This window comes from Marinobacter sp. S6332 (assembly GCF_023016045.1).
GTDB lineage: Bacteria > Pseudomonadota > Gammaproteobacteria > Pseudomonadales > Oleiphilaceae > Marinobacter.
Genome location: NZ_JALKAP010000014.1, coordinates 17,106 through 43,760 on the forward strand (window position 1 = coordinate 17,106; position 26,655 = coordinate 43,760).

General features: G+C 53.9%; 22 protein-coding genes and 1 other RNA gene. 22 read left to right on the top strand and 1 reads right to left on the bottom strand.

What is annotated here, in order from left to right; translation table 11 throughout:
* The first annotated feature begins 106 nt into the window (after nt 1-106).
* From rsmI to lpxC, 18 genes are all read left to right on the top strand, one after another.
* Entirely contained in the window at nt 107-949 is an 843-nt protein-coding gene (gene rsmI, locus MWU62_RS16780; protein ID WP_247115955.1) for a 16S rRNA (cytidine(1402)-2'-O)-methyltransferase, read from the top strand.
* A gap of 56 nt (nt 950-1,005) precedes the next feature.
* Nucleotides 1,006-1,368, top strand: an RNA gene (rnpB, locus tag MWU62_RS16785) — RNase P RNA component class A.
* A 304-nt stretch (nt 1,369-1,672) separates the two neighbouring features.
* Nucleotides 1,673-2,125 carry a division/cell wall cluster transcriptional repressor MraZ gene (gene mraZ, locus MWU62_RS16790; protein WP_200367730.1) on the top strand — a complete coding sequence of 151 codons (453 nt, stop codon included), beginning with the start codon at nt 1,673-1,675 and terminating at the stop codon, nt 2,123-2,125.
* Nucleotides 2,122-3,108 carry a 16S rRNA (cytosine(1402)-N(4))-methyltransferase RsmH gene (rsmH, locus tag MWU62_RS16795; RefSeq protein WP_247115956.1) on the top strand — a complete coding sequence of 329 codons (987 nt, stop codon included), beginning with the start codon at nt 2,122-2,124 and terminating at the stop codon, nt 3,106-3,108. Before mraZ ends, rsmH begins: the two co-directional genes overlap by 4 nt.
* Before the next feature lie 2 nt (nt 3,109-3,110).
* On the top strand, nt 3,111-3,515 hold the full coding sequence (gene ftsL, locus MWU62_RS16800) for a cell division protein FtsL (RefSeq protein ID WP_247115957.1): 405 nt from the start codon (nt 3,111-3,113) through the stop codon (nt 3,513-3,515).
* Between the two features lie 29 nt (nt 3,516-3,544).
* A complete protein-coding gene (locus MWU62_RS16805; RefSeq protein WP_247115958.1) occupies nt 3,545-5,284 on the top strand; it encodes a penicillin-binding protein 2 in 1,740 nt (579 codons plus the stop codon).
* 4 nt (nt 5,285-5,288) lie between these two features.
* A complete protein-coding gene (locus tag MWU62_RS16810) occupies nt 5,289-6,773 on the top strand; it encodes a UDP-N-acetylmuramoyl-L-alanyl-D-glutamate--2,6-diaminopimelate ligase (RefSeq protein WP_247115959.1) in 1,485 nt (494 codons plus the stop codon).
* Complete coding sequence (gene murF / locus MWU62_RS16815) at nt 6,770-8,173, top strand: UDP-N-acetylmuramoyl-tripeptide--D-alanyl-D-alanine ligase (RefSeq protein WP_247115960.1); 1,404 nt, start codon at nt 6,770-6,772, stop codon at nt 8,171-8,173. Before MWU62_RS16810 ends, murF begins: the two co-directional genes overlap by 4 nt.
* Nucleotides 8,158-9,243, top strand: coding sequence for a phospho-N-acetylmuramoyl-pentapeptide-transferase (gene mraY / locus MWU62_RS16820; RefSeq protein ID WP_200367702.1), 1,086 nt, complete (start codon nt 8,158-8,160; stop codon nt 9,241-9,243). Before murF ends, mraY begins: the two co-directional genes overlap by 16 nt.
* Before the next feature lie 15 nt (nt 9,244-9,258).
* Nucleotides 9,259-10,614 (top strand): UDP-N-acetylmuramoyl-L-alanine--D-glutamate ligase, encoded by a 1,356-nt coding sequence (gene murD, locus MWU62_RS16825; RefSeq protein ID WP_247115961.1) that lies wholly within the window; start codon nt 9,259-9,261, stop codon nt 10,612-10,614.
* Nucleotides 10,614-11,816 (top strand): putative lipid II flippase FtsW, encoded by a 1,203-nt coding sequence (gene ftsW, locus MWU62_RS16830; protein WP_247115962.1) that lies wholly within the window; start codon nt 10,614-10,616, stop codon nt 11,814-11,816. Before murD ends, ftsW begins: the two co-directional genes overlap by 1 nt.
* On the top strand, nt 11,809-12,915 hold the full coding sequence (murG, locus tag MWU62_RS16835) for an undecaprenyldiphospho-muramoylpentapeptide beta-N-acetylglucosaminyltransferase (RefSeq protein WP_247115963.1): 1,107 nt from the start codon (nt 11,809-11,811) through the stop codon (nt 12,913-12,915). The genes ftsW and murG overlap by 8 nt, the downstream gene beginning before the upstream one ends.
* The gene (gene murC, locus MWU62_RS16840) at nt 12,908-14,353 is read left to right on the top strand and encodes a UDP-N-acetylmuramate--L-alanine ligase (protein ID WP_247115964.1); all 1,446 of its coding nucleotides are present in this window, start codon (nt 12,908-12,910) and stop codon (nt 14,351-14,353) included. The genes murG and murC overlap by 8 nt, the downstream gene beginning before the upstream one ends.
* Entirely contained in the window at nt 14,346-15,320 is a 975-nt protein-coding gene (locus MWU62_RS16845; protein WP_348645659.1) for a D-alanine--D-alanine ligase, read from the top strand. Before murC ends, MWU62_RS16845 begins: the two co-directional genes overlap by 8 nt.
* The gene (locus MWU62_RS16850) at nt 15,313-16,152 is read left to right on the top strand and encodes a cell division protein FtsQ/DivIB (protein WP_247115965.1); all 840 of its coding nucleotides are present in this window, start codon (nt 15,313-15,315) and stop codon (nt 16,150-16,152) included. Before MWU62_RS16845 ends, MWU62_RS16850 begins: the two co-directional genes overlap by 8 nt.
* Nucleotides 16,153-16,188: 36 nt before the next feature.
* The gene (ftsA, locus tag MWU62_RS16855) at nt 16,189-17,424 is read left to right on the top strand and encodes a cell division protein FtsA (RefSeq protein ID WP_200367668.1); all 1,236 of its coding nucleotides are present in this window, start codon (nt 16,189-16,191) and stop codon (nt 17,422-17,424) included.
* Nucleotides 17,425-17,519: 95 nt separating this feature from the next.
* On the top strand, nt 17,520-18,677 hold the full coding sequence (ftsZ, locus tag MWU62_RS16860) for a cell division protein FtsZ (protein ID WP_200367667.1): 1,158 nt from the start codon (nt 17,520-17,522) through the stop codon (nt 18,675-18,677).
* Nucleotides 18,678-18,826: 149 nt separating this feature from the next.
* Nucleotides 18,827-19,744, top strand: coding sequence for a UDP-3-O-acyl-N-acetylglucosamine deacetylase (lpxC, locus tag MWU62_RS16865; protein ID WP_200367666.1), 918 nt, complete (start codon nt 18,827-18,829; stop codon nt 19,742-19,744).
* Nucleotides 19,745-19,755: 11 nt separating this feature from the next.
* Here the strand turns inward: lpxC and MWU62_RS16870 are convergent, their stop codons facing one another.
* Nucleotides 19,756-20,202, bottom strand: coding sequence for a DciA family protein (locus MWU62_RS16870; RefSeq protein WP_247115966.1), 447 nt, complete (start codon nt 20,200-20,202; stop codon nt 19,756-19,758).
* A 212-nt stretch (nt 20,203-20,414) separates the two neighbouring features.
* Here MWU62_RS16870 and MWU62_RS16875 point away from each other — a divergent pair, with 212 nt between their 5' ends.
* The 4 genes from MWU62_RS16875 (at nt 20,415) to MWU62_RS16890 (ending at nt 26,613) form a co-directional block, all read left to right on the top strand.
* Nucleotides 20,415-21,371, top strand: a complete 957-nt coding sequence (locus MWU62_RS16875) for a M23 family metallopeptidase (protein WP_247115967.1) — start codon at nt 20,415-20,417, stop codon at nt 21,369-21,371.
* Nucleotides 21,372-21,539: 168 nt separating this feature from the next.
* Nucleotides 21,540-24,272 (top strand): preprotein translocase subunit SecA, encoded by a 2,733-nt coding sequence (secA, locus tag MWU62_RS16880; RefSeq protein WP_247115968.1) that lies wholly within the window; start codon nt 21,540-21,542, stop codon nt 24,270-24,272.
* A gap of 137 nt (nt 24,273-24,409) precedes the next feature.
* Nucleotides 24,410-25,627 (top strand): bifunctional glutamate N-acetyltransferase/amino-acid acetyltransferase ArgJ, encoded by a 1,218-nt coding sequence (argJ, locus tag MWU62_RS16885; RefSeq protein ID WP_247115969.1) that lies wholly within the window; start codon nt 24,410-24,412, stop codon nt 25,625-25,627.
* 2 nt (nt 25,628-25,629) lie between these two features.
* Nucleotides 25,630-26,613 (top strand): Nudix family hydrolase, encoded by a 984-nt coding sequence (locus MWU62_RS16890; RefSeq protein WP_247115970.1) that lies wholly within the window; start codon nt 25,630-25,632, stop codon nt 26,611-26,613.
* The last annotated feature ends 42 nt before the right edge of the window (nt 26,614-26,655 follow it).

Genomic DNA, 26,655 nt, shown 5'->3' on the forward strand with positions numbered 1-26,655 from the left:
ACGCAGGTGTCATGGTGGCGCCGTCTCTTCATTCGAGGCTCACATTTTGAAATCCGAAACGGGTCAACCTGCTAGGCAGGTAATAAAGTCAGGTGGTAAGCGAGGAATGCTCTACATCGTAGCCACACCTATCGGTAACTTAGAAGATCTTTCCTCGCGCGCGGTAAAAGTTCTCTCAAGCGTGGCTGTTATTGCTGCAGAGGATACGCGGCACAGTGGGCGGCTCTTGGAACATCTCGGTATCAGCAAGCCAATGATTGCGCTCCATGACCATAACGAGCGCGATAGGGTCCAGAATATACTGGGGCAGTTGCTGGATGGGGCTGATGTTGCGTTGATTTCGGATGCCGGTACACCGCTTATTTCCGATCCGGGCTATGTGTTGGTTCGCGAAGCCAGAGCAGCGGGCGTTCAAGTGAGCCCGATCCCGGGCCCCTGCGCTTTGGTTGCCGCTTTGAGCGCAGCTGGCCTTCCCACAGATCGGTTTCTGTTTGTGGGCTTCCTGCCAGCGAAACGTGCTGGCAGGCGAGCAGTTTTGGAAGAGCTTCGGAAGGAGGTGGCGACGCTTGTTTTTTACGAGTCTCCCCACCGTATATTGAGTACAGTTTTGGATATCTCGGAGGTAATGGGAGTGCAACGCGAGGTTGTGCTGGGCCGGGAGATTACCAAAACTTTCGAGACCTTTTATTCCGGAGAGGCTGCTGATGTACATGCTGCATTAACAGAAGACCCTCATGGCAGTCGTGGCGAGTTTGTGGTCATGGTAAAGGGAGCAGAAAAGGCTGAGGCGGGCTTAATGTCAGGTGAGCTAGATGTTGACCATTTGCTGGGCCTCTTAATGGCAGAGTTGCCGCTGAAGAAGGCGGCGAAGATCGCCTCTGGCGTGAGTGGTCTGAGCAAAAATGAGTTGTATCAGCGCGCCTTGGAGCTAAAAGATAGTGAGGGCTGACTTTCTCGCCTGTGCTTTTCCTTGCATGGTGCGTGGTGCAGGAGTATTGTCACGCCCGAGCTCGCCAGACAGTCGCCGCCGGTTTTTACCGGGGGAGGAAAGTCCGGGCTCCGCAGGGCAAGGTGCCAGGTAACGCCTGGGCGGCGTGAGCCGACGGAAAGTGCAACAGAAAGCAGACCGCCTAAGTGTTCGTGGCTTGTTCACGAACGCCGGTAAGGGTGAAACGGTGCGGTAAGAGCGCACCGCGTGGCTGGCAACAGTCCACGGCGATGGTAAACCCCACCTGGAGCAAGACCAAATAGGAGTCCTATGGCGTGGCCCGCGCTGGACTCGGGTAGGTTGCTTGAGGCCTATGGTGACGTAGGCCCTAGATGAATGACTGTCCACGACAGAACCCGGCTTATCGGCGAGCTCATCATTTTCTCTAACTGAATAAATGTGTTTATTCTCACAATCGGCTTCTTATAGCCAAAAAATCTTACACCTCACTTGTTTTCTCCAGACATTTTTGCAGGTGTTTGATTTTCCTTCTTTTCTTTTCCGCAATGTCATTTCTGGCTCGCGTTAACCGCTGTAACCTATTGTCATAAAAGGAACTTTCGCAAGAGTGGCGCCGTTTACGGCGCTTGCATTGTGAATTGCGTGTTTCTATAGTGTGCACAAGTGGGAAAAAGTGGTGCGTAGTGGTTATTTGTGGTTTTCGAGTCCCCAGAGACAGTGTAGATGAGCAATTTTCTCGGCAGTCATGCCATCAATATGGACGCCAAGGGTCGCTTGGCGATCCCCACCAAGGTGCGCGAAGGTCTCGCGCAGGTTTGCGGTGGGCGTATTGTATTGACGGCAAATGACGGAGATGAGCGTTGCTTATTGGTTTACCCGGAACCTGAGTGGGAGATTCTTCGCCCCAAAATCGAGGCGCTTCCAAACATGAATAAGATAGCGCGGCGCTTGCAGCGTTTGTTGCTGGGTAATGCCGCACCCATGGAGATGGATTCCGCCGGTCGCATTCTGGTTCCGCCCACACTTCGCAGCTACGCCCATCTTGAGAAAAAGCTAATGCTGATCGGGCAAGGTAAGAAGCTAGAGTTGTGGAGTGAGGAGCGCTGGTTTGCTTGGCTTGATGAGTCGCCAGGCGATGAAGATATGCCGCCAGAGATGGAGGCGCTTTCCCTATGACCTCTGATCGCAAGCCGGAGGCGGGAGCGGAGTTTTCCCATCGCTCGGTGCTTCTGGATTCGGCGGTCGACTATCTGGTCAGCGACCCCGCCGGTAAGTATGTAGACGCAACTTTTGGTCGCGGTGGACATAGTCAGCTCATTCTTGGGCGCTTGAGCGCTTCTGGGCAGTTACTCGGCATCGATAAGGACCCCGAGGCTATACGCGTAGCCAAGGAGTTTGCAGCAACCGAGCCCCGTTTCAGCCACTTCCACGGATCCTTTGCGGAGTTGAGTCGCGCGGTGTCTGAGGCAGGCTGGGAGCAGGTCAATGGCGTGTTGATGGATCTAGGTGTGTCGTCACCCCAGTTGGATGATGCGTCGAGAGGCTTCAGCTTTATGCGCGACGGCCCACTCGATATGCGCATGAATCCGCAGCAATCACCAAGTGCAGCTCAGTGGCTGGCGTATGCGGATGAGAGTGAAATCGCGGATGTGATCTTTCGCTATGGCGAGGAACGCTTCGGTCGCCGTATTGCACGTTCGATTGTCGAACGCCGTAAAGAAGCACCTATCGAAACAACGCTGCAATTGGCGGCGTTGATCAGTGAAGCAGTTCCTAAAAAAGAAAAGCACAAGCACCCGGCAACCCGAACGTTTCAGGCAGTTCGCATCTTTATTAATCGCGAACTGGAAGATCTTGAGGCCGGGTTGCAGGGGGCTGTTGACCGATTGGCACCGGGTGGGCGGCTGGTTGTGATCAGCTTTCACTCTTTGGAAGACCGGTTAGTAAAGCGTTTTATGCGAGATCTGGCTCGCGGTCCACGGCTGCCCAAAGGTATTCCGGTGACAGCCGCGCAGGAAGCTTCGGACTTTAGGTTGATAGGTAAAGCTAGTAAGGCCGGTGCAGGCGAGGTTAGTGAGAACGTTCGTGCCCGCAGCGCTGTTATGCGTGTTCTGGAGCGTATCGACAATCAACAAGCATCACCAAAAGGGAGCGCATGATCATGGGCGCTGTAGCTATAGAGCCGGAAGTTAAACCGGCAAAGTTAAATAAGGAAAAGGTTCGCGAAGGCGTTGTTGCTGCCGTCCGGATCTCGCGTCGGGTTTTCGATGCAACGCGGCAGACAAAAGTTCTGATATCTCTGGTTCTGGCAGTGCTGCTTGTCGGTTCTGCTATCGGCGTAGTTGTAAGTAGTCATCAGAACCGGACTCTCTTTAACACGCTGTCTCAACTACAGGCGGAGCGGGACAGTTTTCAGGCCGAGTGGAGTCAGTTGCTTTTGGAGCAAAGCGCAATGGGTGGCCACGGTCGCGTAGAGAAGCTCGCCGCAGAACGTTTCAACATGGTAGCGCCGGGGCGTCAAGATATTGTCTTGGTGCCTTTGATGTCACCGCTGGCGTCCCGGTAGTTTACGAAAATAACCTTGGGGAGATCTGATTGTCCAGTCAGGAATCAGTAAGAACATTAAGCCAAAAGTTGGCGGCAGGCTTAAAGGCTTGGCGCTTTGGCTTTGTGCTGGGTGTATTCCTGATCGTTGTTCTGGTGATTGGCTGGCGTTTGGTTGACCTACACGTTGTAGATAACGATTTTCTGCGCAAACAGGGTGATGTTCGCACGATTCGTGTGGAGACCATCGACGCCCACCGTGGTGTTGTTACCGATCGCTATGGCGAGCCGCTGGCGGTTAGTACACCGGTACAGACACTTTGGGCCAACCCTTCGGAAACAGATCCCGCCGAGCCGCGTCTGGCGAATTTGGCGCGGGTGCTGGATATTAGCGAAGCACGGCTGCGCGAGCGCCTTGCGGCATACGCAGAGCGAGAGTTCATTTACCTGCGTAGAAAGGTGCAGCCGGGTCTGGCTGCAAAAGCCATGGATTTGGATATTCCTGGGATTTATACGCGCCAAGAATACCGTCGCTACTACCCGGCTGGCGAGGTAACTGCACATGTAGTGGGGTTTACCAATATTGATGAGCGCGGTCAGGAAGGAATGGAGCTTGCTTATAACGACTGGCTGTCCGGCGAATCCGGCCGCAAGCGTGTTCTAAAAGATAATCGCGGACGGATCATTAAAGATTTAACGCTGATTCGGGATGCGGCCCCGGGCCATAACCTTGAGCTCAGCATAGACCTTCGCCTCCAGTATCTCGCGTACCGCGAGCTTAAAGCGGTTGTCAGCGCCCATAAAGCGCGTGGTGGCACCCTCGTTATGTTGGATGTTGAGACCGGAGAGGTTCTGGCAATGGTCAACCAAGGGTCTTATAACCCTAACGACCGCAGTCAGTTCGCATCGGAAAATCTCCGCAACAAAGCCATCACTGACTTGTTTGAGCCCGGCTCCACCATGAAGCCAATTTCAATGGCCGCTGCATTAGAGTCTGGGCTGTATTCGGTGAACGCAACTATTGATACGTCGCCCGGCTACCGGCGATTTGGCCGGTTTACGATTCGCGACTACCGGAATTACGGCGTTATTAGCCTCACCGATATCATCGTCAAATCCAGCAACGTAGGCATTAGCAAAATTGCCTCGGAGTTGGGTGGCGACACGATTCGCAACCTTTACGCACGGCTCGGATTTGGCCAGCCGACCGGGATCGGATTTCCGGGCGAGGCCGTTGGTGTTTTGCCAGCAAGGCCCAAGTGGCGCCCTTCCGAAGAGGCAACTCTTTCATACGGTTACGGGATGAGTGTCAATGCGCTGCAGTTGGCCCAAGCCTATATGGTTCTTGCTAATGGCGGCGTGCGGTACCCGCTAAGCCTGATGAAGTTAAATGAAAAACCTATTGGCGAGAGGGTGCTTTCCGAGCAGGTAGCCAGCGATGTTCGAGACATGCTAGGGGAGGTCGTTGCCAGAGGGTCTGGTAAGCGCGCCCAGCCGGGATTTTATAGCGCTGGGGGCAAAACCGGAACGGTTCATTTGGTTGGTGCTCAAGGTTACGAGGACAGTCAATACAAGGCGATTTTTGCCGGCATGGCCCCCATCGATAACCCCAGAATAGTGACGGTTGTGGCGGTAGACGCACCCCAGTCTGGCGAGTATTACGGCGGCGAGATAGCTGCGCCCGTGTTTTCCCGGGTGATGAGTGATGCGCTTCGCCTTTTAAATGTTAAACCAGAACTTGAAGTTGGCACGACGGGTCAGCAGCAGGTACGCATCGGGGAGCGGGGGTGAGCCTATGTGCATAACGTCTCTGAGCACTTTGTTGCAAGGTTTTGCCCCTTTGCCTTCAGTTTTTGATGTGACAATCCATGGGTTGCAGACGGATAGCCGCAAGATACGGGCAGGTGAGGCCTTTATTGCCATGGCCGGAGCAGGCACACCAGCTGACCATTATGTGGATAACGCGATAAAGGCAGGCGCGACGGTTGTGTTGCTGGAGTCGGAAAACGGTGGTGAGTGTCGAGAGCATCACGGAGCCCTGATTGTACCTGTTGCACAACTGCGAAAGTCGTTGGGGAAGCTTGCTGCCCGTTTTTATGAGCACCCATCGCGTCGATTACGATTGATCGGTGTTACAGGTACCAATGGCAAAACGTCTGTCAGTCATTACATAGCCCAACTGTTAGAACACGCAGGCACACCTTGCGGGGTTCTCGGAACCTTGGGTTACGGAATGCCCGGTGCATTGCACGAGGCCAGCCATACCACACCGGATGCCGTTCAAATCAATCGTGCCTTATCAGGCATTCTCTCCAGTGGCGGTCGTGCGGCTGCAATGGAAGTATCGTCCCACGGTCTGGATCAAGGGCGTGTAGACGGCTTATCGATAACCGGTGCTGTGTTCACTAATTTGACGCGAGATCATCTGGACTACCACGGGTCAATGGAGTCTTACGGAGCGGCCAAAGCACGTCTTTTCGAGCGGGAGGACGTGCATTTTTCCGTGATCAATTTTGATGACCCCTTCGGCCGTCAGCTCTACGAAAAGCTTGAAGGTAAGTGCGATCGCATTCGCTATAGCCTACACGAATCCGAAATGGAGCTGTGGCTAAAAGAGTTTCACCCCACAGACGACGGTTTTGATGCGTTAGTGGATGGTGAGTGGGGCCTCTTTGGTTTTTCGGCGCCTCTTATGGGGAGCTTCAGCGCCAGCAACGTGCTCGCGGCGATTGCTACAGCAATGACGTTGGGTGCGACGGTTGAGCAGGTGCAGCACGCGGTGAAACTGCTGGCTCCACCACCCGGGCGGCTTGAGCGTTTCTCTGGTACGAGTGGCGCTCGCGCAGTAGTGGATTACGCCCATACCCCGGATGCGTTGGCAAATGCTTTAGCCGCACTGCGGCCTCACGTTACAGGCAGGTTGATCTGCGTGTTCGGTTGCGGCGGCGATCGGGACAGTGGTAAGCGGCCAGAAATGGCGAAGGAGGCGGAACAGAGTGCCGATGTCATTGTTGTTACGGATGACAACCCCAGAACAGAAAGCCCAGTAAACATTATGAAGGATATTCTGGCAGGCTTCTCGCGCCCGGATACGGCCACTGTTATTCACGATCGTGCTGAGGCAATCCGTTTCGCTATTAGCATGGCAAAACCAGACGATCTTGTTCTTATCGCTGGAAAAGGCCACGAGTCTTGGCAGGAGATTGCTGGCCAAAAGTTTCCTTTCAGTGATGTGGCGCATGTGCGTCAAGCGTTCAAGCTTGAAGGAGGCAGTCAATGATACGCGCCTTCTCTCTCGACGAAGCGGTGCGTTTTACTGGCGCCACAAGCGCATTCCACGGACTGGAAATGGTTCAGTTCTCTGGAGTGTCCACAGATACACGCGCCTTAAAATCCGGCGATTTGTTTGTGGCTCTGCGTGGTGAGAATTTTGATGGCCATAAATTTTTGCAGGCTGCACAGAAACTCGGTGCAAGCGGTGCCGTGGTTGATGCTCAGGTCGACGCAGTCGATAGCAGTTCCGGTATACCACAGTTGGTGGTTGCCAATACCGTGGATGCCTTGGCGAGGCTGGCGGCAGGCAATCGGAATGAAAGTGATGCAAGGCTGATTGCCATTACCGGTAGCAGTGGCAAAACCACAGTGAAAGAGCTTGCGGCCGCCATTCTGATGCAAATGGGCCAAACGCTTGCGACCCGAGGCAATCTGAACAATCACATTGGTGTGCCACTGACTCTTTTCGGCCTTAATCCGGAACATCAATACGGTGTTATCGAGCTGGGGGCCAGCGGACTTGGAGAAATTGCCCACACAGTCGCAATTACCAAGCCGGAGGTTGTAATTCTCACGAACGCGGGTCAAGCGCACTTGGAGGGCTTTGGTAGTTACGAGAATATCGTACAGGCCAAGGGCGAAATTATAGAGGGCGTTGCAGATGCCGGGTTGGTGGTCCTGAATCGGGATGACCCCGCGTTTGATCAGTGGCTTGCTCGTGCGGGCAAACGCAGAGTGGTAAGCGTCAGCCGTATTGGCCACGCCGATGCGGACTACAAAGCAGTTGCAGTTCAGTCGAAAGGCGCCAAGCCTGATGTGTTTATGACCGGGCCGGAGGGTTGGTCCTGCAGTATAGCCCAGCCTTTGGAGGGCGACCACAACGTAACCAACATCCTACTTGCCATTGCGGCAGCACGGGAGTTGGGCGCAACAGATGTTGCCATCACCGAAGGGTTGGCAGCCATGCAGCCGGTGAGCGGACGTTTGCAGGTTATCAACTTGGCCGGAGAGTTGACGGTAATTGATGACAGTTACAACGCCAATCCAGCCTCTATGAAGGCTGCTTTGAATGTCCTTGTAAAACGCGAAGGTAAACAGGTAGCGGTTTTGGGGGCTATGGGAGAGTTGGGGCCAACTGCGCGCAAATTGCACAGCGAAGTAGGAGCCTATGCTGCCGAGCTCGGTATTGACCGTCTGCTGACGGTGGGCGCCGGTTGCGAAGGCTATGCGGAAGGATTTGGAGGCTCAACCGAGATGTATCAAACACACGACGAGGCCATACAGGCCATAGTTAGCACGAACCATCCAGCCATGACGGTGCTGGTGAAAGGGTCCAGAAGTTCCGCCATGGACCTTGTGGTGGAGGGGATCAAAAACAAGGTGAATAACGCATGCTGCTCTGGTTAACAGAGGTTCTATCACAATATTTCTCGGCGCTGACGGTGTTTCAGTACCTAACCGTGCGCGGGATTCTGGGCACTTTGACAGCCCTGCTGATCTCTTTGGTTATCGGCCCTTTGATGATTCGTAAATTGAGCCAATACCAGATAGGTCAGGCGATTCGCGATGACGGGCCCCAAACACACCTCAGCAAAGCTGGCACCCCCACTATGGGTGGTGCGCTGATTTTAGTATCTATAGGCATCACCACGCTGCTCTGGGCTGATCTCTCCAATCGTTATGTGTGGGTCACCTTGTTGGTCACCATGCTATTCGGCGCGGTTGGCTGGGTTGATGATTACCGTAAAGTGGTCGAGCGCAACCCACGCGGTTTGCCTGCACGTTGGAAGTATTTTTGGCAGTCGCTGATCGGCGCTGCCGCAGCCATCGTGCTCTATTTCAGCTCTGCTTTGCCCCAGGAAACATCGCTTTACCTGCCGTTCTTGAAAAACGTCTCGCTGACTCTTGGCCCTGTGCTCTTTATCCTGCTGACCTATTTCGTGATTGTCGGCAGCAGCAATGCCGTGAATCTGACCGATGGCTTGGATGGCCTCGCAATTATGCCCACGGTCATGGTCGCCGGCGCACTGGGCATCTTTGCGTATGTGTCCGGCAACGTGCAATTTGCGAATTATTTGTTGATACCGCACTTGCCCGGCACCGGCGAGCTTATTGTGTTCTGCGGGGCGCTGGTTGGCGCTGGGCTTGGTTTTCTTTGGTTCAACACCTATCCCGCTCAAGTCTTCATGGGCGATGTTGGTGCATTGGCACTCGGTGCAGCACTTGGTGTGGTAGCGGTGATTGTGCGACAGGAAATTATTCTCTTCATTATGGGCGGCGTGTTCGTAATGGAGACGGTGTCGGTGATTCTACAGGTGGCTTCATTCCGGTTGACCGGACGTCGGATTTTCCGGATGGCGCCCTTGCATCACCACTTTGAGCTTAAGGGCTGGCCGGAGCCGCGAGTGATTGTGCGGTTCTGGGTTATTACAGTCATTCTCGTTCTGATTGGCCTTGCCAGTCTGAAGTTGCGATAGGAAACCGGACTGATTATGAGTGTCATCACGTCAGATCGCCGCACATTGGTAGCAGGGCTGGGTAAAACCGGGCTCTCCTGTGTGCGCTATCTGTCTGCTCAGGGGCGGGACATCGCAGTGGCTGACAGCCGCGAAGCGCCTCCGTGTCTAGATGACCTGCGTGCCGGGTGGCCGGATATCCCGGTTTATCTTGGGCCGTTCAATCGTGAACTGTTTGCAGGGTTCAATGAGTTGATCGTAAGCCCGGGAATCAGCATTGCTGAACCGGCCATTGCCTATGCAGCGGAGCAAGGTGCGCGCCTACGGGGTGATATAGATGTGTTTGCCGAAGCAGCCGATGCACCGGTTGTGGCTATCACCGGCTCCAATGGGAAAACCACAGTCACTACCTTGTTGGGCGAGATGGCTCGGGCCGCTGGTCGCAAGGTTCAAGTTGGCGGGAATATCGGAACGCCTGCACTGGACTTACTGGGACTTGGTGCGGAGCTGTATGTGTTAGAGCTCTCCAGCTTCCAATTGGAAACCACTTCGGAACTCAATGCGCTGGCAGCGACGTTACTGAACGTTAGTGATGACCATATGGATCGCTACCCGGACAAAATGGCTTACTTCCAAGCCAAACAGAGAATATACAACGGCTGCCGAAATGCCATTGTGAATCTGGATGACGCACTGAGTACGCCCATGGCGCGAGATACCTTGCGGTTTTTATGTTTCGGGTTCAATCGCGTTAACCCGGAAACGTTCAGCACGCGAGAGGACGATCAGGGCGTCTGGATAACCTTTGGGTTCGAAAATCTTTTGAATGCCAATGAGCTAAGGCTTGTGGGCTGGCACAACCTCAGCAATGTGATGGCGGCGTTAGCCTTGGGCCATGCTGCCGGACTGCCAATGAACGCCATGCTGGCCGCTGCCCGTGAGTTCAACGGGTTGCCACACCGCTGCGAGTTTGTGAGTAACCGTGCCGGGGTGGAGTACATCAACGACTCGAAAGGAACGAATGTCGGAGCCACCGTTGCCGCTATAAAAAGTTTGGTGCCGGAGGGTAGCGGTAAATTAGTGTTGATCGCCGGTGGTGATGGCAAGGGTGCAGCGTTTTCAGAGCTGGCGGAACCCGTTAGGTGCTGCTGCCGCGCTGTGGTGTTAATCGGCCGCGACGCAGATCGGATTGCGGGCGCTCTAGACGTAGACCTTCCAATTTATCGCGCAGAATCTTTAGCCGATGCGGTGAAGAAGGCTGCGGAGTTGGCTCTGGATAACGATCGAGTTCTGTTTTCTCCAGCCTGCGCGAGCTTCGACATGTTCCGGGATTACATCGACCGAGGTGATCAGTTCCGCAATCTGGTTCAGGCGCTGAGGGAGGTGGTCTGATGCAAGCAGGACTGTCAGCAACTCCAGTGCGGACTCAATGGTTGGGGGAAATCCAGCCTCTGCCAGTGCTGGTCATAACGTCGGTTGCTTTGTTGCTTATCGGCGTGGTGATGATTTCTTCAGCCTCCATGGACATGGCAATAGAGACCCTAGGCAATGGCTACCACTATGTGATTCGGCAACTCCTGTTCGCGGTTATGGGCTGCATGCTCGCGCTGGTGTCGGTCAATGTGCCTGTGGCTTGGTGGGAGCGCAGTGGCTGGCTGCTACTTGGTATCGGCTTTTTGGCTCTGATTTTGGTTCTTACACCCTTAGGGCGCACGGTGAACGGTTCTACCCGATGGATTCCGTTTGGTCTGTTCAACGTACAGGTATCGGAAGTGGCGAAGCTGTGTCTTATCGCGTATTTCGCTGGATACGTCGTGCGGCGCCGTGAAGCATTGTTGGGCACCTGGCCGGGCTTCTTGAAGCCGCTGGGAATCTTGGTTGTCGCATCGATTCTGCTAATGTTGCAGCCCGATTTTGGTGCCACGGTTGTTCTGGTGACCGCAGCGACCGGTATGATTTTTTTGAGTGGCGTTCGTCTTGGAAGATTTATTCCGCTCGTCGCGGCTATGGCGGCGGCTGGGGTCGTTCTGGTGCTGACTCAGCCCTATCGCCTGAAGCGTGTAGTGAGCTATCTGGATCCTTGGAAAGACCAGTTCGATACCGGCTACCAGCTTACCCAGTCATTGATTGCGTTCGGGCGTGGCGAATGGGGCGGCGTTGGCTTGGGCAACTCGATTCAAAAGCTGTTTTTTTTACCGGAAGCCCATACAGATTTTATCTTCGCGATCATTGCGGAAGAGTTCGGGTTGCTCGGTTCATTGATTGTGCTTGGTCTATTTACCCTGCTGGTTGTAACCGGTTTCGTGATTGCCAGGCGCGCTGAAAAAGCGGATATGCCGTTTGGTGCCTGCTTTGCTTATGGCATTACGTTGCTGATCGGCCTGCAGGCGGGTATCAACATGGCAGTCAGCACCGGATTGTTGCCCACCAAAGGGTTGACCCTGCCACTGGTGAGTTATGGCGGCTCCAGCCTGATGGTTAGCTGTGTGTGTATCGGGATTCTCGCCAGAGTTGAGATGGAACGGTTAGATAGCGAAAAGCAGGCTTCGGAAAAGACCAGCCCTCGGAAGAGAAAGGGGGCGCGTTATGACTAAATCGCGCCGCTTTTTAATGATGGCCGGAGGTACCGGAGGGCATGTGTTCCCCGCGCTAGCCACTGCCCGCGCACTTGAGGCGAAGGGTCATGAGGTGCACTGGCTAGGCGCCGTTGGGGGCATGGAAGAACGGTTGATTAGTGATACGGGTATTCCCTTGTCTCTGATCCATATCTCCGGGCTTCGTGGCAAAGGCAAGTTGGCCTTGATACTGGCACCCTTTCGGCTAATGCGCGGGCTGGGCGAAGCTTTCACCATCGTGCGACGCATTCGCCCCGACTGCGTGGTTGGTATGGGTGGATTTGTGACCGGCCCGGGCGGTGTAGCGGCTTGGCTGACGCGAACGCCCTTGGTAATCCATGAGCAAAACGCCATTGCAGGAATGACCAACCGCCTTCTGGTGCGGTTTGCGAAAACGGTACTGGAAGCTTTCCCCGGAAGCTTTGGGTCGGAGGTAATCACCCGGTGTACCGGCAATCCAGTGCGTCAAGATCTAGTAGCGCTACCAGCACCGGAACAGAGATTGGCCGAGCGTTCAAGCGAACCCGGTGAGACCAATAAAGCGCTGCGCATTCTGGTGGTCGGCGGCAGTCTTGGCGCGCAAGTGTTTAATCAGCAGTTGCCGGAAGCTTTGGCAATGCTGCCGCAACAGGAGCGGCCTCAGGTAAGGCATCAGTGCGGTGAAAAACATCTTGAGGCTGCGCGCGCTTCTTATGACCAGCATGGGGTTGATGCGGATGTTGAGCCATTTATTAAGGATATGGCGGAAGCCTACAGCTGGGCAGACATCGTGCTATGCCGCGCGGGTGCGCTGACAATTTCGGAGCTTTGTGCAGCGGGTATTGGAGCGGTGCTGGTGCCGTTCCCCCATGCGGTGGATGATCATCAAACGAAAAACGGCCAGCAAATGGTCAATGCGAAAGCCGCTGTATTGATACCTCAGTCGCGGCTGACCCCAACCGTGCTGGCAGAAACTTTGGGCGACCTTTCCAAGGATCGAATTCGGGTCTTGGAAATGGCCAAGGCTGCACATACTTTGGCCCGCCCTGACGCAACGGAGCGAGTCGTAAATTATTGCTTGGAGGCCGCTAATGGCTGAAACAACCAATCCGCCGCTCGCGTTTCAAGTACCGGAAATGCGCCGGATTCGCCACATTCACTTTGTGGGTATTGGTGGTGCTGGCATGAGCGGTATTGCCGAGGTGCTAAAAAACCAAGGCTACGATGTGTCTGGTTCAGACCTGAAAGAAGGTGTGGTTACTAACCGACTTAAAGCCATGGATATTGAAATTCACATCGGTCATAGGGCAGAGAACAGCGCGAAAGCTGATGTGGTTGTTGTGTCTTCCGCTGTTGCATCGGATAACCCGGAAATGGTATCCGCCCGTAGCCGACGGGTGCCCATTGTGCCCAGAGCAGAAATGCTGGCCGAAATTATGCGTTATCGCCACGGCATTGCTGTTGCTGGAACCCACGGTAAGACAACGACCACCAGTTTGATTGCGTCGGTGCTCGGCGAAGCTGGGCTTGATCCGACATTTGTAATCGGTGGCAAGTTGAACAGTGCAGGCACCAATGCCAAGTTGGGCGGGTCCCGATATTTGGTTGCCGAGGCGGATGAGAGCGATGCCTCGTTCCTGCATCTAACGCCGACGGTGTCGGTAGTGACCAACATCGAAGCCGATCATATGGATACCTATGACGGCGACGTAGAAAAGCTTAAGCAGACGTTTGTGGATTTTCTCCACAACCTGCCGTTTTACGGGCTGGCTGTTATGTGCGTGGATGATGACTACGTGAACGAAATCATCCCCCGAATTTCCCGCGCCATCATCACTTATGGCATTAGCAATCCAGATGCTGATTATCGTGCCGAGCGCATAGTGACAGACGGCCTTAAAACACACTTTGTGGTTAAGCGACCGGGTGGACGTAGCGACCTTAACGTCGAACTAAAAATGCCGGGCCGTCACAATGTTTTGAACGCCCTCGCGGTGATTGCCGTCGCCACGGATGAAGGTGTTGCAGACGAAGCAATCTGTCGCGGGCTAGCTGTTTTTGCAGGGGTTGGACGCCGGTTTCAGGTTTACGGGGATTACCAAACGCCAAACGGCATCGTCACTCTGGTGGATGACTATGGCCACCACCCCACAGAAGTGGAAGCCGTCATTCGAGCTGCGCACGATGCCTGGCCAGGTCGCCGATTAGTGATGCTGTATCAGCCTCACAGGTTTAGTCGTACTCGTGATTTGTATGAAGATTTTGTACGGGTTCTATCAGAGGTCGACAGCCTTCTGCTTATGGATGTCTACTCCGCCGGTGAAGCTGCCGTGCCAGGCGCGGACGGAAGGGCGCTATGCCGGAGCATAAGGCAGCGCGGCAAAGTGGAACCTTTGTTTGTGGAAGACAATCGAGAAATAGAAAGCTTGCTGTCCAGCGTGCTGCAAGACGGCGACCTTTTGATTACCCAGGGTGCCGGGGATATCGGTGGCATAGCGATCCGGCTGGCGGAGCAAGGAGTGTTTTCAGGTGAGTGATTTGCAGCATCCCGCAGTCCCGGCGTACCAAGCCCAGCCAGAAGTTGTTCGGGCATTGGGGCGTGTGGCTGTTTTTATGGGCGGAGACTCAGCTGAGCGTGAAGTGTCTCTTAAAAGCGGCAAGGCGGTTCTTGCAGCTCTGGTGTCTGCCGGTATAGACGCCTTTGCCATAGACGTTCAAGGCTGTTTGTTGAAAACAGTTGAGAACCCAGAATTCGATCGGGTTTTCATTGCCTTGCACGGCCGTGGTGGAGAAGACGGAACTCTACAAGCCATTTTGTCCCAAGCCGGTATTCCTTACACCGGAAGCGAAGTGATGGCGTCGTCTTTGGCGATGGACAAGTTGCGCACCAAGTACGTGTTTGCTGGCTGTGGTTTACCGACGCCAAAGTTTAAAACCATGTCGGCAGCGGATGAAGCGGAACAAATAGTTCAGGAGCTGCGCTCGCCTCTGAGTGTTAAGCCGTCCCGGGAAGGTTCCAGTATTGGCATTCGCAAAGTGCATAACGCTGTTGAGCTAGCTGAAGCCTTCGAGGCAGCGGCCGCACTGGATAGTTCAGTGCTGGTGGAAGAGTGGGTAGAAGGGCCGGAATTCACGGTCAGTTTGTTGCAGGACCGGGCTTTGCCAGCCATAGGGCTGAGCACAGACCATGTGTTCTATGACTATGACGCGAAATATCTCGCGGACGATACCCGCTACCGAATTCCCTGTGGCTTAGCGCCCGAGGATGAAGCGAGGCTGCAGAACCTTGCTTTAGAGGCGTTTCGAGTCGTGGGCTGCCGCACCTGGGGTCGGGTTGACATTATGCAGGATGCGGAGGGCGAGTTCTGGTTGCTGGAGGTGAATACCGTGCCGGGCATGACCGATCACAGCTTGGTGCCTATGTCTGCAAAAGCCGCAGGTATCAGCTTTGAAGAATTGGTTGTACGGATCCTTCTCGACACACTGGAGGGTGCTAATGCTTGAAACACTGCTGATCCGGAGTCGGGCGATACCGTCCGAGCCTCCCCGGCGCCGGGGAGCAACGACTCTCGGGCCGGAGAAGGACCGGTTTGGAGTGTTGAAGCAGGTGTTGGCCGCAGTGCCTTGGCTGCAAGCAGGCATGGGTATCGCAATTTTGCTTGCGGCAGGCCTTGTACCCTGGGCAACCGGGAAAGTGCTGGGCGCTATGGACCAGCAAATTCTGGCCATTGATGTGAATGGTGAGTTTGTCGGGGATAGCCGCGTTGCTTTTGAACGCCAAGCCGGAAACTGGATCGGCAAGAGCTATTTTTCGACGGACCTTTCGGACATCAAGACCGACCTTGAAAAGCGGCCATGGATAGAATCGGTCGCGGTACGCCGCGTATGGCCCGATCGTCTGGAGATCAACATACGGGAGAAAAAGCCTCTAGCGTATTGGACAGACGGACGTTTGGTCAGTCGCACTGGGGAGCTATTTATGCCACCCAACCCCGATGTGGCGGGGAGATTGCCGCAACTCGCAGGGCCGGATGAGCGCGTGCGCGATGTGATCAGCATGGCCCGCACTATGAGCGACAAACTGGTGGCCCACGGTTTGGGTTTTTCCGGGCTGGAGTTGGAACAGCGTGGAGCTTGGACGCTTCGCCTCTCAAACGGAATTGAAGTGGTGCTCGGTCGGGATCAAGTTGCAAAGCGCTTTGAGCGTTTTATTACAGTTTATGAAAACCGGCTGATATCTCGGTCGGACGAAGTTAGCCGGGTAGATGCGCGCTACACCAATGGTGTAGCCGTTCAGTGGAAGCAGGTTCAGGCTGCTTCCGGCCCGAAAACATAGAAACAGTAAATTCAGACCTACGGTTTGGTGGAACACATGTCATCGGTTGAAACGGAAAACATGATTGTCGGCCTCGATATCGGAACCTCGAAAGTGGTTGCGATCGTCGGCAAACGCAAAATGGACGGAACCATTGAGGTGGTGGGTATAGGTTCCCATCCGTCCCGCGGGCTCAAACGGGGCGTGGTGGTGAACATCGAAACCACGGTTCAGGCAATCCAGCGGGCAGTTGAGGAAGCTGAATTGATGGCCGGTTGCCGTATTCACTCTGTGTATGCAGGGATTGCGGGCAGCCATATAAAGAGCCTTAACTCTCACGGCATTGTCGCCATTCGTGATAGGGAAGTTACTCAGGCAGATATCGACCGGGTGATTGATGCGGCGCAGGCAGTTGCCATTCCAGCGGATCAAAAAATCCTGCACATCTTGCCGCAGGAATTCGTGATTGATAACCAAGAAGGCATCAAAGAGCCCATGGGTATGTCGGGTGTCCGTCTTGAGGCAAAGGTGCATCTCGTTACCTGTGCCGTCAATGCTGCCCAAAATATTGAAAAGTGTATTGGCCGCTGCGGCCTAGAGGCTGACGATATTATCTTGGAGCAGCTGGCTTCTAGCCACGCGATCCTTACAGACGACGAAAAAGAACTCGGTGTTTGCGTTGTGGACATGGGCGGAGGTACCACCGACATCGCTGTGTTCACCGGCGGCGCCATACGCCACACAGCTGTAATCCCGATTGCAGGTGATCAAGTTACTAACGACATAGCGATGGCGTTACGCACCCCTACGCAGAATGCTGAAGAAATCAAAATCAAATACGCGTGTGCTTTGACGCAGTTGGCGGGTGCCGATGAAACCATCAAGGTGCCTAGTGTAGGTGACCGAGCACCCCGTGATCTTTCACGGCAGGCGCTGGCAGAGGTTGTTGAGCCGCGCTACGAGGAGCTGTTTACCCTCGTGCAGTCAGAGTTGCGTCGGTCAGGATTCGAAGACCTGATTCCCGCTGGCATCGTGATAACCGGCGGATCCTCAACCATGGAAGGGGTGGTGGAATTGGCTGAAGAAATCTTCCACATGCCGGTACGGTTGGCGTGTCCACACGCAGTCTCCGGTATGACAGAAGTCGTTAATAACCCCATCTACGCCACTGGCGTCGGGTTGTTGATACACGGTTTCCGGCAAATGGATCTTGGTCGGGCACCGGTGCTCAAGGGTGAAGATGCACCCTCGCTGTTAGAGCGCATGAAAGCCTGGTTTACCGGTCATTTCTGACGGTGCCGGGAAAGCAGTAAACGAAGGTATCTCGAAAATACAATCTCGAATAAACAGCCTGGAACAAGGCTGAAACAGCACGAAGGAGAAGGGGAATGTTTGAACTTGTCGATAATGTCCAACAAAACGCTGTCATTAAAGTTGTCGGTGTTGGCGGAGGCGGTGGTAACGCCGTGCGTCATATGCTTAACAGCGACATTGAGGGTGTAGAGTTTATCTGCGCCAATACAGATGCTCAGGCGCTGACCGATTTGGACGCGCGCCAGATCATCCAATTGGGTGGCAACATCACCAAAGGTTTGGGGGCTGGGGCTAACCCTGAAATTGGCCGCCAATCTGCTCTTGAAGATCGCGACCGCATCGCCGAAGCCATCAAAGGCGCAGACATGGTGTTCATCACCGCTGGCATGGGCGGCGGTACGGGCACTGGTGCAGCGCCTGTTGTTGCTGAAGTGGCCCGGGAAATGGGCATCCTGACCGTTGCCGTGGTGACCAAGCCTTTCACCTTTGAAGGCGGCAAGCGTATGAGCTTGGCCGAAGAAGGACTCAGGGAGCTTGAAGAGTGTGTTGATTCGTTGATCACCATTCCCAACGAGAAGTTGCTAGCGGTTCTGGGTAAAAAGACCAGTCTGCTGGATGCTTTTGCTGCCGCGAATGACGTTCTGCTTGGTGCCGTTCAAGGTATTGCTGATCTGATCACCCGAAACGGTATGATCAACGTCGACTTTGCTGATGTTAAAACGGTTATGTCCGAAATGGGTATGGCGATGATGGGTACTGCACGCGCTACCGGCGAAAACCGTGCACGAGAAGCGGCCGAAGCGGCGATTCGCAGCCCGCTGCTGGAAGACGTCAACTTGCAAGGCGCCAAGGGCATTCTGGTCAATATCACTGCCGGTATGGACCTCAATCTGGGCGAATTCTCCGAGGTTGGCGATATTGTGCGTGAGTTTGCATCGGACTCTGCAACGGTTGTTGTGGGTACCGTAATCGATCCGGAAATGACTGAAGAGTTGAAAGTAACGGTTGTTGCCACAGGTCTTGGCGGAGATCGCGAAAAGCCGACCAAAGTCGTTGATAACACCCGTACTCTGGATGGCAAGACGGATTACAATCAGCTGGATCGCCCAGCAATCCTGCGTCGTCGTGCGGTATCAAACGGCAATGTAGCGATTGATCAGAGCAAAGAAAGCGAAGAGCAGGGTGTCGACTATCTCGATATTCCCGCGTTCCTTCGCAGACAGGCTGACTGATTATCGAGTTCGGCTGACAGCCAACGGCTTGATTGTGTAGGGTTTACGCAATATCAACTCGCGTAAATGGTACTCAGTCGTATTTTTTGATATTCTGCGCGCAAGTTTTTGTTTAGAATATCGCCAATTTTTTACGGAATAACGAACCGATGATCAGACAACGGACACTTAAAAACACGATCCGTGCTACGGGAGTTGGGCTGCACTCAGGGGAAAAGGTTTACCTTACCCTCAAGCCCGCGCCGATAGATTCGGGAATCATTTTCCGCCGCACCGATCTCGACCCTGTGGTCGAAATTCTGGCCTGCGCTGAAAATGTGGGTGAGACCATGCTGTCCACGACGCTGGTAAAAGACGGTGTCCGTGTGGCGACAATAGAGCATTTGTTGTCTGCCATGGCTGGTCTCGGTATCGATAACTGTTATGTGGAACTGAGCGCTGCTGAAGTGCCGATCATGGACGGCTCCGCCGGCCCGTTCGTCTTTCTGCTGCAGTCTGCTGGCATTGCCGAGCAAGAAGCTGCCAAGCGATTCATTCGCATCAAGCGAGAAGTGACCATTGAAGAAGGCGACAAGAAGGCTACCTTCCTGCCGTTTGAAGGCTTCAAAGTGAGCTTCGGCATCGACTTTGATCACCCTGTGTTCAAAGGTCGTGCCCAGACTGCGACTGTAGATTTTTCAAGCACGTCTTTCGTGAAGGAAGTCAGTCGCGCAAGAACTTTCGGGTTTATGCGTGATATTGAAAAGCTGCGGGCAATGAATCTGGCGCTGGGTGGCAGTGTAGACAACGCCATTGTGGTAGACGACTACAAAATCCTGAACGAAGACGGTCTTCGTTACGAGGATGAGTTCGTCAAACACAAAGTACTGGACGCGATTGGGGACTTGTACCTGTTGGGCAATAGCCTGATTGGTGAGTTCCGTGGTATCAAGTCCGGTCACGATCTGAACAATAAGCTACTGCGCAAGCTCAGGGCAGAAGAGGATGCATGGGAGGTGGTTACCTTTGATGACAAAGAAACCGCGCCCATCTCTTACATGAAGCCCGTGCTAGCCGTGCCAGCTTAAGGCTGGATGCCTTAATCCCGGACGTGGCTTGCGAGTTTTTCGAGAACCTCGCGTAATTTTTTGTCCTTCGTGTGCTCGGCTTCTTCTTTGAGGAGTCGGGCATTTTCTTTGCTAAGCACTAACTTTTTAACCGGTCGTTTTTCGCTAAACCGGGGCGGTACAACCTTTACTTTGAGCTTCCACACAAAGCGGAACAGTTCGTTTTCCCGCAATTTTTCCATGATTTCATGCTGGCGGAAGCGGATTTGACTTGCCTTTCCGGCGCTTTCCGCAGAGAGGGTCAGCTCACCCTCCAAACAACATACAAAGCGGGTGCCTTCCATTAATGCTGGCGGTAGTGAAGCTATAACCTCTTCTTCCGCTTTACTGTGGGTGCGGGCTTTTGCGACCAACTCCCTTAGCCCTGGCGTTTTACCTAGGTTGTCGAAGGTCAGTTTTTGTTCACTTTTTCGCTTCATGCGGCGTTTTCTTCTCGACGATTAGCTTAACGATTGGTTACACTTCTGCACGTTTCGTGCGTAGCACCATAGCTGATCTTGTTTTACCTTGTTGTAAATAAGTATGTCTACCGGGCGCTACGATTTATTAGTACGTAGTTGTTGCTAAGGATGGCAAACCCACTCGGAACATTCCGGGCTGCGACACTACAGGAGATGGTTGCAGTTCTTAAATGAAGTCAGACAACATTATGAATATCATTCTTGTTGGCAAAAGCCACGGCAAGTCCCGTGTGCTGGCGCTCAATGCCGTTACTGTTGCTGCCTGTTGCTTTGTTTTGATTGCGCTGGTAGCCGCGGCCAGCTGGGCGGGATATAGCGCTGCAATAGGCCAGACGAAAGGCCATGAAGAGCCAACGGATTCCGAGCTGGTAGCCCATTGGCAAAATGAGTTGGGCAAGCAGAAAACGGAGTTGGCCAGTCTTCAGCAGAATGTTCAGGATCAGGTGGATGCGCTCACGCTGCGTCTTGGCCAGATTCAGGGTCGCTTGTTGCGCTTAGATGCCTTAGGTCAGCGCTTTGTTGAGTCTGGTCTAGTTGCCAGTGATGAGTTCGATTTCAATCAGCCAGCGGCGGTGGGTGGCCCTGAAGACTCGCTCCCTGCCGACTCTTTCTCTGCTCCCGAGTTGACTCGGATGATTGATGAATTAGAGCGAAAGATGCTGGATCGCGAACAACAATTGCGCCTTCTGGATCAGGTTTCTTCCCGCCAAAAACTTGAAGACGAACTGTATTTGGAGGGGCGTCCGATCACTTGGGGGTGGTTGTCCTCGCGCTATGGCTATCGTTCCGACCCATTTACCGGCAAGCGTACCTGGCACGCAGGCGTTGACCTCGCGGGTAAAGAAGGCAGCGACATTATTTCAGTGGCGGGCGGCGTAGTTACCTATGCCTCCGAGCGCAACGGTTATGGAAATCTGGTTGAAGTAGACCATGGCGACGGCCTTGTTACCCGCTACGCCCACTGCAAGACCATTGAAGTGCAAGTAGGTGATGTGATCCAGAAGGGGCAAGTACTGGCGCTTATGGGGAGCACTGGCCGCTCTACTGGGCCTCACGTGCACTTTGAAGTTATCCGTAACGGAAAAAGTGAAAATCCGGAAACTTACATTAAAAGAGCCAGCCGTTAATTTTGTAGATGTTATCCGGCCTTCTTTAAGCCCCGCCAGCCGTATCAACCCCCTTATTTTGCATAGGATAGCTCCTTAACGCCGGGTATGTGAGCTCTGCCTTTTGTACTCCTGCAAAATAAGGTTAGAATGCTGGCTTCCTCCGTTCAATCAAAGAAGCTGTAGTCTATGTTCTCAAAGTTTGCAACCAAGATGTTTGGCAGTAAAAATGCCAGAGAAATCAAGAGAATGCGCAAGCTCGCTTTGCGAGTTAACGAACTTGAAGAGCAGTTTGGTAATCTTGCGGATTCTGAGTTGCAAGGCAAGACGGCCGAGTTCCGTCGCCGGCTCGACGAAGGCGAGAGCTTGGATGCATTGCTGCCTGAAGCCTTTGCCACTGTTCGTGAGGCAGGGCGCCGCGTTATGGGTATGCGACATTACGATGTGCAGCTGATTGGCGGTATTACCCTGCACGAGGGTCGGATTGCGGAGATGAAGACTGGCGAGGGTAAAACGCTGGTCGCGACCGCTGGCGTGTATTTGAATGCATTGCCAGGCAAGGGTGTGCACGTAGTAACCGTGAATGACTACCTAGCAAGCCGTGACGCCGAGTGGATGGGTAAGCTGTATCGCTTCCTAGGATTGCAGGTTGGTGTTGTTGTATCTGGCCAACCGGCCGAAGAGAAGCGCGCTGCATACCAAGCGGATATCACTTACGGTACGAACAACGAATTCGGCTTTGATTACCTGCGGGATAACATGGCATTCAGCACCGAAGATAAGGTGCAGCGTGGTCTCCACTACGCGATTGTAGACGAAGTTGACTCCATTCTTATTGACGAAGCCCGCACACCACTGATCATTTCTGGCGCTGCTGAAGACAGCTCCAAAGCCTATCTCGCTATTAACGAACTGATTCCCAGCTTAGAAAAGGGAGAGGTTAGTGAAGAGGGTGAATCCTCCGGTGATTTCACCATCGACGAAAAGTCCCGGCAGGTAGAATTGACTGAAGCCGGGCATGAGCGGGTTGAAGAGTTGCTGTTGGGCCGTCAGTTGCTGGAAGAGGGTGAGAGCCTATATTCCGCTGCCAACCTCAGCTTGCTGCACCATGTCCACTCAGCACTCCGCGCCCACCATTTGTTTCAGAAAGATGTCGATTACATTGTTCAGGGTGGTCAGGTTGTTATTGTTGACGAGCATACAGGCCGCACAATGCCTGGTCGTCGCTGGAGTGAGGGGCTGCACCAAGCTATGGAGGCCAAAGAGGGTCTCAAGATTCAAGCCGAAAGCCAAACGCTGGCGTCGACCACCTTCCAGAATTATTTCCGGCTTTATGACAAGCTTGCTGGCATGACGGGTACGGCGGATACCGAAGCCTTCGAATTCCGCCAGATTTATGGCCTAGATGTAGTGGTTATACCGCCCAACAAGCCGATTCAGCGCATCGATTACAACGACCTTGTATATCTGACACAGGAAGAGAAGTTCCACGCCATCATTGATGAAATCAAGGATGTGACTGGCGAAGGGCGACCTATCCTTGTGGGTACGGCTTCTATCGAGGCCTCCGAGTTGCTGTCTATGCTCCTGAAAAAAGCACGCATCGAGCACAAGATTCTTAACGCTAAACAGCACGAGTCTGAAGCACAAATTATCGCTCAGGCCGGTCGTCCCGGAGCAGTTACTATCGCCACTAACATGGCTGGCCGGGGTACAGATATTGTACTCGGTGGCAACTGGGAGCACGAAGCTGCTGCGCTGGAAAACCCCACAGAAGAAGAAATTGCGCGCCTCAAAGCCGAGTGGACAGAACGCCACAATCAGGTTCTGGAAGCCGGTGGTTTGCACATTGTGGGTACCGAGCGCCATGAGTCCCGTCGTATAGACAACCAGTTGCGTGGCCGTGCCGGACGACAGGGGGATCCGGGCTCTTCCCGTTTCTTCTTGTCGCTTGAAGATAACCTGATGCGTATCTTCGCACCGGACCGGGTCAAGAGTCTGATGCAGGCCATGGGAATGAAGAAGGGCGAGGCGATCGAGCACCGGATGGTCACCAACGCCATTGAAAAATCCCAACGCAAGGTCGAGGGCCGCAACTTCGACATGCGTAAAACGCTGCTTGAATATGATGACGTAGCCAATGACCAGCGAACGGTTATTTACGATCAGCGAAATGAAGTAATGTCTTCTGAAGACGTCTCCGAGATGGTCGATACCATACGTGAGGATGTTGTTGATACGCTTGTTAGCGAACACATCCCACCTCAGAGCATGCCTGAGCAGTGGGATGTGGCTGGTTTGGAATCGCAACTGCAATCAGAAATGGCCATCGACCTGCCAGTTCAGTCCTGGTTGGAAGAGGACAAAAAGCTATACGAAGATAGTTTACGCCAGAAAATTCTTGATGAAATTGTGGCGGCGTATCGGGCCAAGGAAGAGGTGGCTGGTGCTGAGTCCATGCGTAAATTTGAAAAGCAGGTATTCCTGCAGGTTCTTGATACTTTGTGGAAAGAGCACCTTTCCAACATGGACCACCTACGTCGTGGTATCCATTTGCGCGGCTACGCCCAAAAGAACCCGAAGCAGGAGTACAAGCGTGAAGCGTTTAACCTGTTTGAAACCATGCTTGAAACCATGAAGCGTGATGTAACGCGCGTTCTCTGTCATGTTCGGGTTCAAAGCCGGGAAGAGATGGAAGAGGTTGAGCGCCGTCGTAAAGAAGAACTGGAGCAAGAACTTGCCAAAGCGCGTCTGCGCCACGACGAAACCAGCGCGACTGCGCAGGGCGAAGGTGAGCTAGGGGGTGAAGGCCAAGCAGCACCTGAAACCTTCGTGCGACAGGATCGCAAAGTGGGCCGTAACGAACCCTGCCCATGCGGATCCGGCAAAAAGTTCAAGCAGTGTTGTGGCAAGGTGAGCTGACCATACCGCACTGACATTAAGTGTAAAGAACGGAGCCCGCAATCGACCAGTTGACTGGAAGACTGCGGGTTTTTCGTTTTTAGCCCGACTCGATTCATTAATATTGAAATTAGCAAGACAACAAGAGGAGCGACAGGATGGCAGTTGGACCAGGAACCTTACCCGAGTTTTTCCCGGTAGCAGGTGTCAAGCTGGGCATTGCGAGCGCTGGCATTAAAAAGCCGGGGCGCAAGGACATAGTGGTGTTTGAGCTGGCGCCGGGAAGTCGCGTTGCTGGTCTGTTCACTCGCAACCAGTTCTGCGCTGCGCCGGTTACCCTCAGCCGCAAGCATCTGGCTGAGAAAACGCCGCGTTATCTTCTGATTAACACGGGAAACGCGAACGCAGGAACAGGCAAGCGTGGTATGGATGATGCACTTGCCTGTTGCCAAGCTCTGGCACAGCAAGCCGGAGTTAGTGTCGCTGAGGTGCTGCCATATTCAACAGGAGTTATTGGCGAGCCTTTGCCTGTTCAGAAAATTGTGGGTGCATTGCCTGAAGCTCTAACTAGCATTGCGGATAACCGCTGGGCAGAGGCTGCGAGCGGCATAATGACTACAGATACCCGGCCCAAGGGTGCATCGGTTCAAGTTGATCTAGGTGGCCACACAGTCACTGTTTCCGGGATCAGTAAGGGCGCTGGCATGATTCGCCCCAACATGGCCACCATGCTCGGCTTTATCGCCACCGACGCTCGTATTGCGCCAGATGCGCTCCAGACTCTGGCATCGGAATTGGGTGAGCAGTCATTTAACCGAATTACGATTGATGGTGATACGTCCACTAACGATGCCTGCACGCTGATTGCCAGTGGCCAATATAGCGGCCCGGAAATCACTCTCGACAGCCCGCAACTCCCCGCATTGCGCAATGCTTTAAAACAGGTCTATCTAGATCTGGCTCACGCCATAGTGCGCGACGGTGAAGGCGCAACCAAGTTTATTACCATTCACGTTAGTGGTGCTTCAGCCCAGCAAGAAGCATTGGATGTGGCTTATACCGTAGCCCACTCGCCTCTGGTGAAGACAGCCCTGTTTGCATCAGACCCTAACTGGGGCCGGATTCTGGCGGCAGTTGGTCGGGCCGGCGTTGTAGATTTGGATGTGAGCGCTCTGGAAATCCACCTCGGAGACGTATGTCTGGTGAGAGATGGAGGTCGTGCTGAAGATTATTCCGAGGCGCGAGGACAAGCGGTTATGGATCAGGAAGAGATCACGATCGCCATTGATCTTAAACGGGGCGAGGTGAGTGAGACCGTTTGGACCTGCGACTTCTCTCACGAATATGTCACTATCAACGCTGACTACCGTAGTTAAACATGGCTAGAGCAGAACACGATGTACAGGAGGTTCATGTCGCGGTCGGCGTTATCGTCCGCGAGGGGCGCGTGCTTATTGCCCGCCGCCCGGATCATGTTCATCAGGGTGGCTTGTTGGAGTTTCCCGGTGGAAAGGTTGAGCCGGGGGAATCGGTGCAGGCAGCCTTGGTGCGTGAGATTGCCGAAGAGACCGGATTAGAGATCCCGCTGGAGGCTCTGCGCCCTTTGATTGGCATTCGTCACGATTATGGCGACAAGCGTGTTTTTTTGGATGTCTGGAGAACGGAGCAGGCGCAGGGTGAAGCCCTTGGCCGCGAAGGGCAATCCATAGACTGGGTGAGTCCTAAAAACTTAAGGGATGACGATTTTCCTGCTGCCAATCGGCCGATTATACGGGCTCTGAAGTTGCCTTCTCTGTTGGCGATAGTTGGTGATATCCGTTCCGGCGATGAGAGTGCCCAGCATTTTCAGCGCGCGCTTTCAGGGCTGCCAAAGCAAGACCCTTCAGCACTGGTCGTACTGCGTGCGTCGGATATGACCGCGCAGGACTATGAATGCCTAGCTGAGAAAGCTATGGAACTGTGCGATGCAGCGGGCGTTGGCCTTGTGCTGCATGGGTCGGTTGAAGTGTTTGATGACAACCCTGATGCAGCCGGGTTGCATATGCCCTGGCGAGAAGCCGAACAACTCAGTGCTAGGCCAGTACCTGATGGGGTGTGGCTTGGCGTTTCATGCCATGACGCTGATGAAATAGAGCATGCTGTGGTCATCGGTGCTGATTATGTAACCTTGGGTCCAGTAAAACCGACGGCGACGCACCCCGGGGCTCCTTCTTTGGGGTGGGCGAAATTTCATGATCTGGTAGCGCACTCTCCCATACCGGTTTTCGCGCTCGGCGGGCTGGACGTGGCTGATCTCGACGCAGTGTGGCAGGCGGGTGGTCAGGGCGTGGCCGGTATCCGTTATTGGTGGCCCGAAAGCTGACCCGAATTCACCGCATAGAAGACTATCTCTGATATGCTCGGC